Annotated in this window: 10 protein-coding genes; 6 read left to right on the top strand and 4 right to left on the bottom strand. The window is 74.1% G+C overall.

Annotation, left to right across the window (positions count from 1 at the left end; all coding sequences use genetic code 11):
- From RIM90_RS25815 to RIM90_RS25790, 6 genes are all read left to right on the top strand, one after another.
- Nucleotides 1-1,575, top strand: a 1,575-nt coding sequence (locus RIM90_RS25815; RefSeq protein WP_309063155.1) for a MinD/ParA family protein, incomplete at its 5' end; no start/stop codon positions are given.
- Nucleotides 1,576-1,892: 317 nt separating this feature from the next.
- Nucleotides 1,893-3,755: an ABC transporter substrate-binding protein gene (locus tag RIM90_RS25810; protein WP_309063154.1), complete on the top strand. Its 1,863-nt coding sequence runs from the start codon at nt 1,893-1,895 to the stop codon at nt 3,753-3,755.
- Nucleotides 3,756-3,774: 19 nt separating this feature from the next.
- Entirely contained in the window at nt 3,775-4,848 is a 1,074-nt protein-coding gene (locus tag RIM90_RS25805) for an ABC transporter permease (protein ID WP_309063153.1), read from the top strand.
- Nucleotides 4,845-5,807 carry an ABC transporter permease gene (locus RIM90_RS25800; RefSeq protein ID WP_309063152.1) on the top strand — a complete coding sequence of 321 codons (963 nt, stop codon included), beginning with the start codon at nt 4,845-4,847 and terminating at the stop codon, nt 5,805-5,807. The genes RIM90_RS25805 and RIM90_RS25800 overlap by 4 nt, the downstream gene beginning before the upstream one ends.
- The gene (locus RIM90_RS25795; protein ID WP_309063151.1) at nt 5,804-6,841 is read left to right on the top strand and encodes an ABC transporter ATP-binding protein; all 1,038 of its coding nucleotides are present in this window, start codon (nt 5,804-5,806) and stop codon (nt 6,839-6,841) included. Before RIM90_RS25800 ends, RIM90_RS25795 begins: the two co-directional genes overlap by 4 nt.
- Entirely contained in the window at nt 6,838-7,848 is a 1,011-nt protein-coding gene (locus RIM90_RS25790; protein WP_309063150.1) for an ABC transporter ATP-binding protein, read from the top strand. Before RIM90_RS25795 ends, RIM90_RS25790 begins: the two co-directional genes overlap by 4 nt.
- A 4-nt stretch (nt 7,849-7,852) precedes the next feature.
- Here RIM90_RS25790 and RIM90_RS25785 read toward each other — a convergent pair whose 3' ends face one another.
- The 4 genes from RIM90_RS25785 to rbfA all read right to left on the bottom strand — a co-directional run.
- A complete protein-coding gene (locus RIM90_RS25785) occupies nt 7,853-8,806 on the bottom strand; it encodes a bifunctional riboflavin kinase/FAD synthetase (protein ID WP_309063149.1) in 954 nt (317 codons plus the stop codon).
- Nucleotides 8,807-8,972: 166 nt separating this feature from the next.
- On the bottom strand, nt 8,973-12,563 hold the full coding sequence (locus RIM90_RS25780; RefSeq protein WP_309063148.1) for a trypsin-like peptidase domain-containing protein: 3,591 nt from the start codon (nt 12,561-12,563) through the stop codon (nt 8,973-8,975).
- Nucleotides 12,564-12,810: 247 nt separating this feature from the next.
- Nucleotides 12,811-13,716, bottom strand: coding sequence for a tRNA pseudouridine(55) synthase TruB (truB, locus tag RIM90_RS25775; protein WP_309063147.1), 906 nt, complete (start codon nt 13,714-13,716; stop codon nt 12,811-12,813).
- On the bottom strand, nt 13,713-14,092 hold a 380-nt coding region (gene rbfA, locus RIM90_RS25770; RefSeq protein WP_309063146.1), incomplete at its 5' end, for a 30S ribosome-binding factor RbfA. The genes truB and rbfA, both read right to left, overlap by 4 nt.

Raw genomic sequence — 14,092 nt, 5'->3', positions numbered from 1 at the left:
CAGGCCGGTTACGGCTTCCCGCCCGCCGGTCCCGCTCAGGCCCCGACTCCCCCGGCCCAGCCCGGCGGTTACGGCTTCCCCCAGCAGCCGCCCGTGCAGCAGGGGCAGCCGCAGCAGCCCGTCGTACCGCGGCAGCCGCAGCATCCCGGTGTGCCGCAGCAGGCCCAGCCGGACGCGCAGGCTCAGCAGGGCGCCGCCCCGCAGGCCTTCGTCCCCCAGCCACAGCCCCCGCACGCCGGTCAGCCGCCGCAGCAGCCCGTCGATCCGCGCACCGGGGCCGCCTGGCCGCAGCCGATCCAGCACGACCAGCGGCAGCCGACCAACCCCGGTGCGGCGCCGCTCGGTTACACCGCGGCCGTGGAACTGTCGTCGGACCGGCTGCTCAACAGCAAGAAGCAGAAGGCGAAGAGCACCCGTCCCGCGGCCGGCGGGTCGCGGTTCAAGCTGGGCGGCAAGAAGGAGGAGGCCGAGCGGCAGCGGAAGCTGGAGCTGATCCGCACGCCGGTGCTGTCCTGCTACCGCATCGCCGTCATCAGCCTCAAGGGCGGCGTCGGCAAGACGACCACGACCACCGCGCTCGGTGCCACCCTCGCCAGTGAGCGGCAGGACAAGATCCTCGCGATCGACGCCAACCCGGACGCCGGTACGCTCGGCCGCCGCGTGCGGCGCGAGACCGGGGCCACCATCCGTGACCTCGTCCAGGCGATCCCGTACCTCAACTCCTACATGGACATCCGGCGGTTCACCTCACAGGCGCCCTCCGGTCTGGAGATCATCGCCAACGACGTCGACCCGGCCGTCTCGACGACCTTCAACGACGAGGACTACCGGCGGGCCATCGACGTCCTGGGCAAGCAGTACCCGATCATCCTGACCGACTCCGGCACGGGTCTGCTCTACAGCGCGATGCGCGGGGTGCTGGACCTCGCCGACCAGCTCATCATCATCTCCACGCCGTCCGTGGACGGTGCGAGCAGCGCCAGCACGACGCTGGACTGGCTGTCGGCGCACGGGTACGCGGATCTCGTCTCGCGGTCCCTGACCGTCATCTCCGGCGTGCGCGAGACCGGCAAGATGATCAAGGTCGAGGACATCGTGGCGCACTTCGAGACACGGTGCCGTGGCGTGATCGTCGTACCGTTCGACGAGCACTTGGCGGCCGGTGCGGAGGTCGATCTCGACATGATGCGGCCGAAGGTGCGGGAGGCGTACTTCAACCTCGCGGCGATGGTCGCCGAGGACTTCGTCCGCCACCAGCAGTCGCACGGCCTGTGGACCTCCGACGGCAACCCGCCGCCGGTCGCCGCCCCGCCGCTGCCCGGCCAGCCCTTCCCGGGGCAGCCGCCGACGGCCGGTCAGGCCGTCCCGGGCCCGTACCCCCAGCAGCCCGGCCAGCCCTACGTCCAGCCGGGACAGCCGGGACAGCCGCCGGTCCAGCAGCCCCCGGTCCCGCCCGGCCAGGCGTACCCTCAGCCGGGTCAGCCGCAGCCCGGTCAGCACGGCTACGGCTACCCGCAGGCGGGTCCGCCCGGACACCCCGGACACCCCGGGCAGCAGCCGCCCGCACAGCAGTAGGGGCGCGCGGGCACCGGCCCCACGCTCCCCCGATCGGCCCCTTCCGAGGGGCCGGTCCCCTTTCCGGCCCGCGCCGTTCACACACGGCGCGGGCCGCGTCGCGTCCGGGACGGAATCCGTCGTCAGGCCCTGGCCAGGAGCGCGTCAGTGGTCTCGACCAATGGGCGGGAAATGCACGTCGATTCGTTATTTCCGCAGGCCACGTGGGGTGTGCGCGCCGTTGACGCCCGCAGTCGCCGCTGCTAGACACACTCATCACCTCACTCATCTGATCAACCCGTCCTTCCCGTGCGAGCGACGACACGAGGTCAGCGACCATGGACACGAACGATCAGTACGGCGGTCGACGCCGCATCCCGGGCCGCGCCCGGCTCGTCATGGCGGCCTGTGCGGCCGCACTCACCCTCACCGCCGGACTCGCCACCCCGCTCGATCCGGCTCCGCGGCAGGCCGCGGCGGCCGACGACGGCAAGAAGGTGCTGACCGTCGCGGTGGCGCAGAGCGTCGACTCGCTCAGCCCCTTCCTGGCGGTACGGCTGCTCAGCACGAGCATCCACCGGCTCACGTACGAGTACCTCACCAACTACGACCCCGAGGACAACCGCGTCATCCCGGGACTGGCCACCGAATGGAAGTCGTCGCCGGACAAGCTGACCTGGACGTACACCATCCGTTCGGACTCCCGGTGGTCGGACGGCGAGCAGGCCACCGCCGAGGACGCGGCCTGGACCTTCAACACGATGATGACCGACGAGGGCGCGGCCACCGCGAACGGCAGCTTCGTCGCCAACTTCGAGAAGGTCACGGCGCCGAGCCCCACCGAGTTGGTCATCCGGCTGAAGAAGCCGCAGGCCACGATGACGGCGCTGGACGTGCCGATCGTGCCCAGGCACGTGTGGGAGAAGGTCGGCGACTACTCGAAGTTCAACAACGACAAGGAGTTCCCCGTCGTCGGCAACGGGCCCTTCGTCCTCACCGGCTACAAGGCCGACAGCTACGTGCGGCTGAAGGCGAACAAGGACTTCTGGCGCGGGGCGCCGAAGTTCGACGAGCTGGTCTTCCGGTACTACAAGGACCAGGACGCGGCGGTGTCCGCGCTGCGCAAGGGCGAGGTGTCGTTCGTCGCGGGATCGCCGTCCCTGACGCCTGCTCAGGCCGCCTCGCTCAGGACCGAGAAGAACATCCGCGTCAACGACGCGCCCGGCCGCCGCTTCTACGCCCTCGCCACCAACCCGGGCGCGAGGGCGAAGAACGGCGAGAGGATGGGGGACGGACACCCCTCGCTCCTGGACCGGCGGGTGCGCCACGCGCTGTTCATGGCGGTGGACCGGAAGACCATCATCGACAAGGTGTTCCAGGGGCACGCCGTGGAGGGCGCGGGCTACATCCCGCCGCGCTTCTCGCAGTACTTCTGGAAGCCGTCGGCCGAGCAGGAGCTGGCGTACGACCCGGCCGGGGCTGCCCGACTGCTCGACCGGGCCGGCTACCGGAAGAACGGCGACGGCGAGCGGGTCGGCGAGGACGGCAAGCCGCTGACCTACCGGATCCTGTGCCACGCCACCGACCCGAACGACAAGGCGATCGGCCAGTACCTCCAGGAGTGGTGGGGCGACCTCGGCATCGGCGTCACCCTCGACTGCCTGGACAACGTGACCGATCCCTGGCTCGCCGGCGAGTACGACCTCGCCTTCGACGGCTGGTCGGTCAACCCCGACCCCGACTTCGTCCTGTCCATCCACACCTGCGCGGCGCTCCCGGCGACCCCGAAGGACACCGGCGCGACCGACAACTTCATCTGCGACGAGAAGTACGACGAGCTGTACGCGCGGCAGCTCGCCGAATACGACCCCGAGAAGCGGGCCGGCATCGTCAAGCAGCTGCAGTCGCGGCTGTACGACCTCGGGTACATGAACGTCATGGCGTATCCGAACGCGGTCGAGGCGTACCGCACGGACCAGATCGAGTCGATCACCACCATGCCGGCGAAGGCGGGCAACATCTACGGCCAGGACGGCTACTGGAGCTGGTGGTCCGCGGTCCCTGCGGACTCCGGTGACACGGGCGGCGGCCCGTCGTCGACGGGGGTGGTCGCCGGGATCGTCGGGGGTGCGGTCGTCCTCGCGGGGCTGGGGGCGTTCGTGGCGATGCGGCGGCGGGCCACGGCCGAGGACCGCGAGTAGGACGGGCGAACGGGTACTCATGACCGCTGACGCAGCATCCGCGCCCGTGGAGGGGACCGGGGCCGCCGGTCCGGCGAAGGACGGACCGGCGGCCCGCGGACCACGGGTCCGTACCGCCACCGCGTATCCGCGGTACGTGGCGGGCAAGGTGGCCGGCGCGGCCGTGTCCCTGCTGGCCGTCCTCGTCACCGGTTTCTTCCTGTTCCGGCTGATCCCCGGCGACCCGGTGAAGTTCATGACCGGGGGCCGTCAGGTGTCGGCCGAGCAACTCGCCGCCTACCGGCGCGAGTTCGGCTTGGACCTGCCGCTCTGGCGGCAGTTCACCGACTACTGCGGCAAGGCGCTCACCGGCGATCTGGGGACGTCGTACCAGTTCAGTGCCCCCGTGATCGACAAGATCACCGAGGCGTTGCCGAACACGCTGCTGCTCACCGGCACCGCTTTCGTGCTCTACACGGCGCTCGGGATTCTCCTGGGCACCCGGGCGGCGTGGCGGCACGGGCGGCTCGGGGACCGGCTCGGCACAGGGCTGGCGCTGACGCTGTACTCCCTCCCCTCCTTCTGGCTCGGGCTGCTGCTGATCATCACGCTCTCGGTCGGCATCGGCCCGCTCCCCGGGCTGTTCCCGACCGGGGGCATGGAGTCGGGCGGTGAGGAGGGCCTCGCGTACGTGCTGGACGTGGCGCACCACCTGGTGCTGCCCGTGGTCACGCTGGTGGCCGTGGAGTACGGGCAGACACTGCTGGTGACGCGGTCGGCGCTGCTGGACGAGATGGGCAGCGACTACCTGACGACCGCGCGGGCCAAGGGGCTGCGCGACGACCTGGTCCGGCGCCGGCACGCCGTGCCCAACGCGCTGCTGCCGACCGTGACGCTGATCTTCATCAATCTCGGACGGACGGTGGCCGGGGTGATCCTCGTGGAGACGGTCTTCTCGTGGCCGGGGCTCGGCGGACTGTTCTACCAGGCGCTGAGCGTGCCCGATCTGCCGCTGGTGCAGGGGCTGTTCCTCGTGTTCGCCGCCGCGGTGATCCTGATGAACACGCTCGCCGATCTGCTGTATCCGCTGTTCGACCCCCGGGTGGGCCGATGACGACAGAGAACACCGGAGTCCGGAAGACGGCCGGTGACGACACCGCCGCGGCCGGGAAGCCGCCGTCCGTGCGTCCGCGGGCGCTCGCGTGGCAGCGGCGACGGGCCTCCGCCGCGCGCTTCTGGCGGACGTACCGCACCCACCGGGCCGGGGTCTTCGGCCTGGCCGTGCTCACGCTGTTCGCGCTGCCGGCGCTGGCCGCGCCGCTGCTGACCGGCTCCGACGCGGCTGACGTGACCGACGCGCCGGGCGCCCCGCTGGAGAGCCCCAGCGCCGAGTTCCCCTTCGGCACGGACCGGTTCGGGCGGAACCTGCTCGCCCTGGTGATCCGGGGCGCTCGGGTGTCGCTGCTGGTGGGGTTGCTCGCCGCCGTGCTGTCGGTGGCGATCGGCACGTTGATCGGGGTGACGGCGGGTCACTTCCGGGGCTGGTACGCGACGGTGATGATGCGGATCACCGACTGGTTCCTGGTGATGCCGACGCTGGTGCTGGCGATCGCGCTGGCCACGGTGATGTCCCGTTCGCTGCTCACCGTCGTCGTGGCGATCGGGGTGACGACCTGGCCGACGACGGCCCGGCTGGTGCGGGCGCAGACCCTGGCCGTGGAGACCCGGCCGTACATCGAACGCGCCCGGGCGCTCGGCGGCGGGCACTGGCACGTCATGACCCGGCACGTGCTGCCCAACGTGATGCCGCTGGTGCTGGCGCAGACGACCCTGATCATCTCCTCGGCGATCCTGGCGGAGGCGACGCTGGCCTTCCTGGGGCTCGGTGATCCGACGGTGGTGTCGTGGGGCGGCCTGCTGCAGGACGCGCGGGAGGCGGGCGCGGTCAGTGCCGGTCACTGGGGGTACCTGGTGCCGCCGGGCATCGCCATCGCGGTGGTGGCGCTGGCCTTCACCCTGTGCGGGCGGACCGTGGAGTCCGTCCTCAATCCCAGGCTGGGGGTGTCCCGTTGAGTCTGCTGGACGTCAGGGGCCTGACGGTGACGTACGCGGGCGGCGCGCAGGCCGTGCGCGGTGTGGATCTGCGTCTGGACGCGGGCCGCAAGCTCGGCATCGCCGGGGAGTCGGGGTGCGGCAAGTCCACGCTGGCGCTGGCGCTGCTGCGGCTGCTGCCCGCCGGGACGCGGACCGGCGGGGAGATCCTGCTGGACGGCGAGGACGTCCTGGCCATGAAGTGGGGCCGGGTACGGGCGGTGCGCTGGGCCGGGGCGTCGATCGTGTTCCAGGGAGCGATGCACTCCCTCAACCCCGTGCGGCGCGTCGGCGACCAGATCGCCGAGCCGATCCTGCTGCACCGGAGGGCGACACCCGCCGGGGCGCGGAAGAGGACCGGTGAACTGCTGGAGCACGTCGGTCTTCCGGCCGCCCGCGCGAGCGCCTATCCGCACGAGCTGTCCGGCGGGCAGCGCCAGCGCGTCATGATCGCCATGGCGCTGGCCTGCGATCCCCGGCTGATCATCGCCGACGAGCCGACGACCGCGCTCGACGTGATGATCCAGGCACAGATCCTGCGGCTGATCGAGCGGCTGGTGGCGGACCAGGACGTGGGCCTGATCATGATCAGCCACGATCTGGCGGTGCTCGCCGGCACCTGCGACCGGCTCGCGGTGATGTACGCGGGCCGGGTGGTCGAGGAGGGGCCGGCGCGGCAGGTGTACGAGGCCGCCCGCCACCCGTACGCCGAGGCGCTGTCCGCCGCGTTCCCGCGGATCGGGGACCCGGCCTCGCGGTTCGCGCCCCGGGGTCTGCCGGGCGACCCGCCGGACCCGTCGGCGCTGCCGTCCGGCTGCGCCTTCCATCCGCGCTGCCCGGTGGCACGGGACTCCTGCGCGACGGACGACCAGCCCCTGCGCGCGGCCGGGCCGCAGCGGCGGGCGGCGTGCGTGCGGGTCGCGGACGACGAGCGGGAAGCGCGGGCAGCAGCGGGCACGGCGGCCCCGCACGGCGAACCGGACTCCCCGGAGGAAGCGAGGCGCACCACCCCATGACCCCCTCCCCCGCCGCCCCCGAGGCCACCGGCGCCCCCCTCCTGAGCGCCCGGGGACTCCACGTCGCCTTCCCCGGCCGGCACGGCGCCCCGAGCGCCCGCGCCGTGGACGGCGTCGACCTGGACATCCGCCCCGGCGAGATCGTCGCCCTGGTCGGTGAGTCGGGCTGCGGAAAGACGACGCTGGCCCGCGCCCTGCTGGGCCTGGTCGAACCGACCGCGGGGCGTGTCACCTTCGACGGACGGCCGCTGGAGTACTCCGGCCGCTCCCTGAAGGCGTACCGCCGGCGTGTGCAGCTGGTCCTGCAGGATCCGAGCGGCTCGCTCAATCCGCGGCACACGGTGTACGACGCGGTGGCCGAGGGGCTGCGCATCCACGGTCACGGCGGTGACGAACGGGCCGCGGTCGCCGGGGCGCTGGCCCGGGCCGGGCTGCGGCCGCCGGAGCGCTTCTTCCTGCGCTATCCGCACGAGCTGTCCGGCGGGCAGCGCCAGCGCGTGGTGATCGCGGGCGCGCTGGTGCTGGAGCCCGAACTCCTCGTCGCCGACGAGCCGGTGGCCTCGCTGGACGCCTCGGTGCGCGGGGAGATCCTGTCCCTGCTGCTGCGGCTGCGTGCCGAACTCGGCCTGTCCGCGCTGGTGGTCACGCACGACCTCGGGCTCGCCTGGAACATCGCCGACCGGGTGGCGGTGATGTACCTGGGCCGGATCGTGGAGACCGGGGCGGTGGAGCAGATCCTGACCGCGCCCCGGCACCCGTACACCACGGCCCTGCTGTCGGTCCTCCCGGAGTCCCCGGGGGAGCGGGTGGTCCTCACCGGCGAGCCCCCGGACCCCTCCCGCGTCCCGCCGGGCTGCCGCTTCCACGTCCGCTGTCAGGTCCTGGCGGGTGGCGGGGCGGACGCCGCGGGCGTGGCGGACGCGTGCCGGGGCCGGGACCCGGGGGTCCCCGACGGGAGCGGCACGGCCCAGGTCGCGTGCCACTGGGCGCACGCGCGGAAGGGCTGACCGGCTACGGCCGCTCGGCCGCGGCCACCAGTTCCCTGCAGCGCTCGACGTCCCGCGCCATCTGCTCCAGCAGCGCCTGGAGCGTGTCGAACTTCGCCTGGCCGCGGACGAAGGCCAGGAAGTCGACGGCGACGTGGAGGCCGTACAGGTCGAGGCCGACGCGGTCGATGGCGTAGGCCTCGACCGTGCGCTCGGTGCCGTCGAACTGGGGGTTGGTGCCGACGGAGATGGCGGCCGGCATGGCCTCGCCCTGGGCGTGCAGCCAGCCGGCGTAGACGCCGTCGGCGGGGATCGCGGTGTGCGGGAGCGTCTCGACGTTGGCGGTGGGGAAGCCCATTTCGCGGCCGCGCTGGGCGCCGCGGACGACCACGCCCTCGACGCGGTGCGGACGGCCGAGGATCTCGGCGGCGCCCTCGACGTCGCCCTCGGCGACCAGGCGGCGGGTGAGCGTCGAGGAGAACGGCTCGCCGCCGCCCGCCTCGCCGCTCACGTACAGGTCGACGACCTCGACCTCGAAGTCGTAGATCCGGCCCTGCTCGGCGAGGAAGTCCACGGTGCCCGCCGCCTTGTGGCCGAAGCGGAAGTTGGGGCCCTCGACGACCGCCTTGGCGCGCAGCTTGTCGACCAGGACCTTGACCACGAAGTCGGCCGCGGACAGCTTGGAGAACTCGGTGGTGAAGGGAAGGACCAGGACCGCGTCCACCCCCAGCTCGGCCACGAGTTCGGCGCGCCGGTGGTGCGGGGCGAGCAGCGGGGGGTGGCTGCCGGGGCGGACGACCTCGCTGGGGTGCGGGTCGAAGGTGACGACGACCGCGGGGACGCCCAGGTCGCGGGCGCGGTTCACGGCATGCCGGATGATGAGCTGGTGCCCGCGGTGGACTCCGTCGTAGGAGCCGATGGTGACGACGCTGCGCCCCCAGTCCTGGGGGATGTCCTCCAAGCCACGCCAGCGCTGCACTGTGCCTGCTCCTTGTCGAAACCTCGTCGTACCCGAGTCCGTGGACCTAACTGGACTTCTCCTGCGCAGGTCTAAGGGTGCCATGCCGCATGCTCGTGGCCCGCATCGGTACGGGGGCTGTGACCGGGTGCACGCGCGGTGCGGGCGGGTGCACGCGCGTGCGGGCTCAGGCGGGGACGCCCGCGCCCGCCAGGTTCTCGATCGTCCGGCGGGTGCTGGGCCCCACGACCGCGGCCCATTCCCGCGGGGCGTCCGCCAGCCAGCCGGCCACGGCGGCGGCGAAGCCCGGGAGGTGGCGGGCCAGGTCGGCCAGGGCACGGTCGAAGCGGGCGGCTCCCTCCGGGGTGCGGACGAGGAGCAGACCGGTGCGGTGGACGAGGACGCGCAGTTCGGGGCCGGTGTTCCGGGCGGCGGCCCGCAGCACCGCGTCCAGGACGCCGGGGTCGGACTCGCGGGCGAGCAGGGCGTCCAGCAGTTCGCGGCGCAGGGGGCGGGAGGCCGGTGTCCCGGGGGCGGCGAGGACTCCGGCGAGGGCCGCCCGCAGCGCCTCCGGGCCGCCGCCCAGCAGGCCGGTGAGCAGGGGGCGGAGCACGGCACGGGCGGCCGGTGCCGTGTCCCGGTCCAGGCGCCGGTCGGCGTACGCGGCCACGTGTCCCGCGAGCTCCGGCCGCCGTTCCACCGCCTCCCGCACGAGTGCGGCGACCGGCCGGGCCAGCCCGGGGGTGGTGGCGTCGGCGAGGGCGCGGAACGCCTCGCCCGCGTCCGCCGCCCGTCCCAGCCGCGCCCGGAAGGCGTCGAGCACGGGTTCCGGGTGGCTTCCGAGGGCGCCGGTCAGCGCGCTCGGCGGGAGGTGGGGGTCACCGGCCGCGAAGTGTTCCAGGGCCCGCGCGAGGTGCCGGTCCCTGCTGCCGGGGTCGCGGACGAGGAGGGCGAGCGCGCCACCGTGCAGGCCGCGGTCGGCGGTGCGGGCCAGCAGGGCGAGCGCCGCGTGGCGCAGCAGGGTGCGGTCCTCGGCGCCGCGGGCGTACGGCGCGACGCGCAGCCCGTACGTCAGCGCCGCGGCCCGGCGCGCGGGCCGCTCGTCCCGCGCCCACCGGTCGACGGCCCGGCACACCGCCGAGGGCTCCTCCTCGGCCAGCACGGTGAGCAGTTGGTCGGCCCGCCGGTGCGCGCTGTCGGCGAGCGCCTCCGTCAGCGCGTCCGGGGCCGCCCGCCGGTGGGTGTGCAGCAGCGCCTGCGCCGCCGTGGCCACGGTGGCGTGCGGAGTGGCGGGCAGCGGTCGCTCGTCCTCGAACCAGCGGACGAGGTACGACGGCACGGCAGCGGGGTCGGCGGCGAGCAGACGGCCGGCGGCGGCGAGGAAACGGGGTCCGCTCTCGCACGGCGGGCCGTCGGCGTGGACGAGCCGGCGCAGCAGCGCGCACCGCGCTTCCAGGGGCAGCGGGAGGCCCGTCCAGAAGGCGGGTCCCAGCTCCCGGGGCACCGTCCGCCGCTGCTCGCGCCACGCCACGATCCGGTCGGCCAGCATCCGCAGCACGCCCGTGTACGGCGTCGCGTCGGGCACGCGCGCCAGGCTCTCGGTGAGCAGCCGGGCGGCCCACCAGGAGCCGGGGCCGGCGTCCAGGGCGTGCACGAGGTCCGCCAGCCGCGCGGCGAGGTGGCCGGTGCCGTGCTGGCGGGCGAGGAGCAGCAGGGCCTGGACGACGGGGCCGATGCGGTGGTGCGGTACGGGGGCGGGGTCGCAGCCGGGGTCCGGCGGGGTGCGGCGGGGGTGGACCAGGGCGCGCAGGGCCTCGTCGAGGTCGAGGTGGATGCCGTGGATCCAGTCGGCGAATTCCTCGTCCGCGAACCGGTAGCCGGTCCCGGCCGGGACGAGGAGGCCCTCGGCGAGCACGGCCGCGGCCCAGCCGGTGCCGCCGCCGAGCCGGTCCGGGGCGGGCCCCGGCGGGAACACCGCCTCGAACGCCTCCCGGTCCAGCTCTCCCCGCCCGGCACCGAGGCTGCGCCGGGCGGCCTCGTGCACCTGCCCGGAGACCTTGGCGGCCAGCCGGCGTACGGCGGTGCCGCGCAGTCCGTCCCCGGCGGCGAGGCGGACGGCGATCCGCAGGCACATCAGGTCCAGGTGGGCCGAGAACACGGTGTCGCGGTCCACGGGCACGTCGGGGACGTCGGCGGCATCGGCGAGGGCGGCCCGGACCTCCGCGAGCATCCGGAGCGTCAGCGGGTGCCGGGCGTCGGCCAGGACGCCCTCGGGGATGCCGTAGCGGGCACGCGCCTGACGGGCCTCCTCGGGGGTGAGGTCGCCCAGGCCCACGCACGGGGGAAGCCCGTCGGGGCAGGGGTCGGCGGCGTGCAGCCGGTCCGCCGGGAACCTCGCTCCCGCCTCCTCCCAGTACTCCGCGCGGCACGCCACCACCAGCCGTGCCCCCGTCGCCCGCAGCCACCGCGCCGTCCCGTCGGTCCACTCGGCGAGGCGGTGGGCCAGGTCGGACGGCATCTCCTCGGGGCCGTCGAGGAGCAGCAGCAGGGGGCGGCCGGCCGTGCGGGCGAGCCGGGCCAGGCGTTCCGGGCCGGTGTCGCCGAGGTCGTCCGGGACGGCCGGGAAGGGCCTGCGGGAGGCGGCCACGACGCGGGCGGCCCGGTCCAGCGCCCTGCGGGCGGCGTCCGCGACCGAGCCGTCGTCGCCGCGCAGATCGGCGCCGCGCAGCCACAGCGCGGGCCGTCCGGCGCGGTGGCTGCGGGCGGCGAGCGCCGCGAGTTGCGTCGTACGTCCGCTGCCGGGCGGTCCGACGAGGCCCAGCACGGCGGCGTCTCCCCGCTCGAACGCGGCGAACTCCGCGGTGACGGCGGCCCGTTCGACCGGTTCCACGGCCGCGCGCACGCCGGGTCCCGCGGCGGGGCCGGGCACCGGTCCGTCCTGCCGCACCGAGGTGGCCGTGAGCTCCAGTACGCCGGCGATGTTGAGGTCGGCGCCGTAGGCCGGGACCGTCGCCGCGTTCTCGGCGAGCAGCTCGGCGAGCGGGTCCTCGACACCGGTGGTGCCGCCCGTCCGAGCGGCGCCGGGGGCCCGGGGAGGCAGGGGCACGGCGAAGCCCGAGTCGCGGCCGGGCGACCGGAGCGCGGTGCCGAGGACGCCGAGGACGGCTCCGGTGGTGGCGTCGAGCACGGGGCCGCCGGCGGCTCCGCCGCCGAGGCGCAGCGCGTCGCGGCCCGCGGTGCCGATCGCCAGCTCGAGGGCGTCACCGAGGGGGTGGAAGCGGTCGGTGGCGGTGTAGGTGACGGCGCTCGTGCCCAGCACCCGCGCCTCGCGCCAGCATCCGGCGGCGATCCGCACGTAGGTGCCGGTCTCGACGCTCTCCCGCGCGGTGACCGGCAGCGGTGCGACGCCGAGCCCCTCGCTGCGGACGAGGGCCAGGTCGAGCGCGGGCAGCGGGGTCACCGCGTCGGCGGTCACGACGCAGTGGCGGTCTCCCGGTGCGTGCAGCACGAGGCGGGGGAGGCCGTCGACGGCCTCGTGGCTGGTGATCACCGTGCCGTGGTGGTCGGCCACGAAGCCGGTGCCGCGCGGGCGGCCGGCGAGGTCCTGGATGCGGACCAGGACATCGGCGGGGTGGTCCTCCACGGTCGCGTGGAGGCGCCCCGGGCATGCCGGGCCCCCCGGGAAGTCCGGACAGCCCGAGGGGTCCGGACAGCCGCAGAGGTCCGAGGGGTCGTCTGGGGTGTCCCGCTCGTGACGGGACCGGTTCCGCGACGTCATCGTCGAGTCCTCCGCCGTACATCCGTGCCCTTGCGTTCGACAGTAGGGCCGGAATGATCAGCGGGGCAGCTCGCTCGGCGAACGCGCCCCCTTCCGCTCCCCCGGTTCACTCCGAGCGCCTGCACTTACGGGTGAACAGACGGGGGCGGATGGATACACCCTAGGGGTGGGGGAACCGAGGGGGACCGTGGAGCGGCGGCATGTCCATCCCCGTGACGCCGCTCCACGGGTGGACCGGTGGGGCCGGTCAGCCGAAGACGGCCAGGCTCTTGGCCTTGCCCTTCTGCTGCTCGACGAGGGCGAGGAACCGGCCGTCGGGGCCGAAGACGGCCACGGGACCGGAGCCCGCGTACTCGTCCGGCATCTCCAGCCGCACGCCGTTGCCGAGCAGCCGGGCCCGCCGGGCGTCGATGTCCCAGCGCGGGAACGCGGCGGCGGCGGCCTCGGCGATCGGCATCACGGTCAGCTCCTGCTGGAGCTGGTCGAGCGTGCGGGCCGTGTCCAGCTTGTACGGGCCGACCCGGGTGCGGCGCAGCGCGGTGAGGTGTCCGCCCACGCCGAGGTCGGCACCCAGGTCCCGGGCGAGGGCGCGGATGTACGTACCGGAGGAGCAGACGACGGAGACCACCAGGTCGAGCACGGCGGTGCCGTCGTCGGCGACGGCCTCCCGCACGTCGTACACGGAGAACGAGGAGACGGTGACCGGTCGCGCCGGGATGTCGAACTCCTCGCCCTCCCGGGCGCGCTTGTAGGAGCGCACACCGTTGATCTTGATGGCGCTGACCCTGGACGGCACCTGCATGATGTCGCCGGTCAGCCTGGCGATGCCGGCGTCGATCTCCTCGCGGGTGACCCGGGAGGCGTCGGTGGAGGAGCTGAGCTCCCCCTCGGCGTCGTCGGTGATCGTGCTCTGCCCGAGCCGGATGGTGCCCAGGTACTCCTTCTCGGTCAGCGCCAGGTGACCGAGGAGCTTGGTCGCCCTCTCCACGCCGAGGACGAGGACGCCCGTCGCCATCGGGTCGAGGGTGCCGGCGTGGCCGACGCGCCGGGTGCGCGCGATGCCGCGCATCTTGGCGACCACGTCGTGCGAAGTGAAGCCCGACGGCTTGTCGACGATGACGAGGCCGTCGGGCGTGGTGTGCTTCTGGGTCATTCGGCGGTGTCGTCCGTCTCGTCGTCGCCCGGCTTGCGGTACGGGTCGGCGTCACCGGCGTACGCGGCGCCCGCGGACGCCTCGCGCACCTTCGCGTCGGACTGGCGCGCCTTGTCGAGGAGGTCCTCGATGGTGCGCGCGGTGTCCGGCAGCGCGTCCATGACGAAGGTCAGGGTCGGCGTGAACTTCACGCCCGCCGCCCGGCCCACCTCGGAGCGCAGGATGCCCTTGGCGCTCTCCAGACCGGCCGCCGCGGCCTTGCGCTCCTCGTCGTCCCCGTACACGGTGTAGAAGACGGTCGCCTCCCGCAGGTCACCCGTGACCCGGGTGTCCGTGATGGTGACGTGCGAGCCGAGCCGCGGGTCCTTGATCCCGC

Origin of the sequence: Streptomyces sp., assembly GCF_031181555.1 — a bacterium.
Taxonomy (GTDB): Bacteria; Actinomycetota; Actinomycetes; order Streptomycetales; family Streptomycetaceae; genus Streptomyces; species Streptomyces fimbriatus.
Note: the sequence above shows the minus strand (reverse complement) of the source record. Positions and strands in the feature narration are given on the sequence as shown.

Coding starts and splice junctions, on each gene's coding strand:
- truB (WP_309063147.1), bottom strand. CDS start 13,716: ATGACCCAGAAGCACACCACGCCCGACGGCCTCGTCATCGTCGACAAG.
- RIM90_RS25790 (WP_309063150.1), top strand. CDS start 6,838: ATGACCCCCTCCCCCGCCGCCCCCGAGGCCACCGGCGCCCCCCTCCTG.
- RIM90_RS25800 (WP_309063152.1), top strand. CDS start 4,845: ATGACGACAGAGAACACCGGAGTCCGGAAGACGGCCGGTGACGACACC.
- RIM90_RS25780 (WP_309063148.1), bottom strand. CDS start 12,563: ATGACGTCGCGGAACCGGTCCCGTCACGAGCGGGACACCCCAGACGAC.
- RIM90_RS25805 (WP_309063153.1), top strand. CDS start 3,775: ATGACCGCTGACGCAGCATCCGCGCCCGTGGAGGGGACCGGGGCCGCC.
- RIM90_RS25810 (WP_309063154.1), top strand. CDS start 1,893: ATGGACACGAACGATCAGTACGGCGGTCGACGCCGCATCCCGGGCCGC.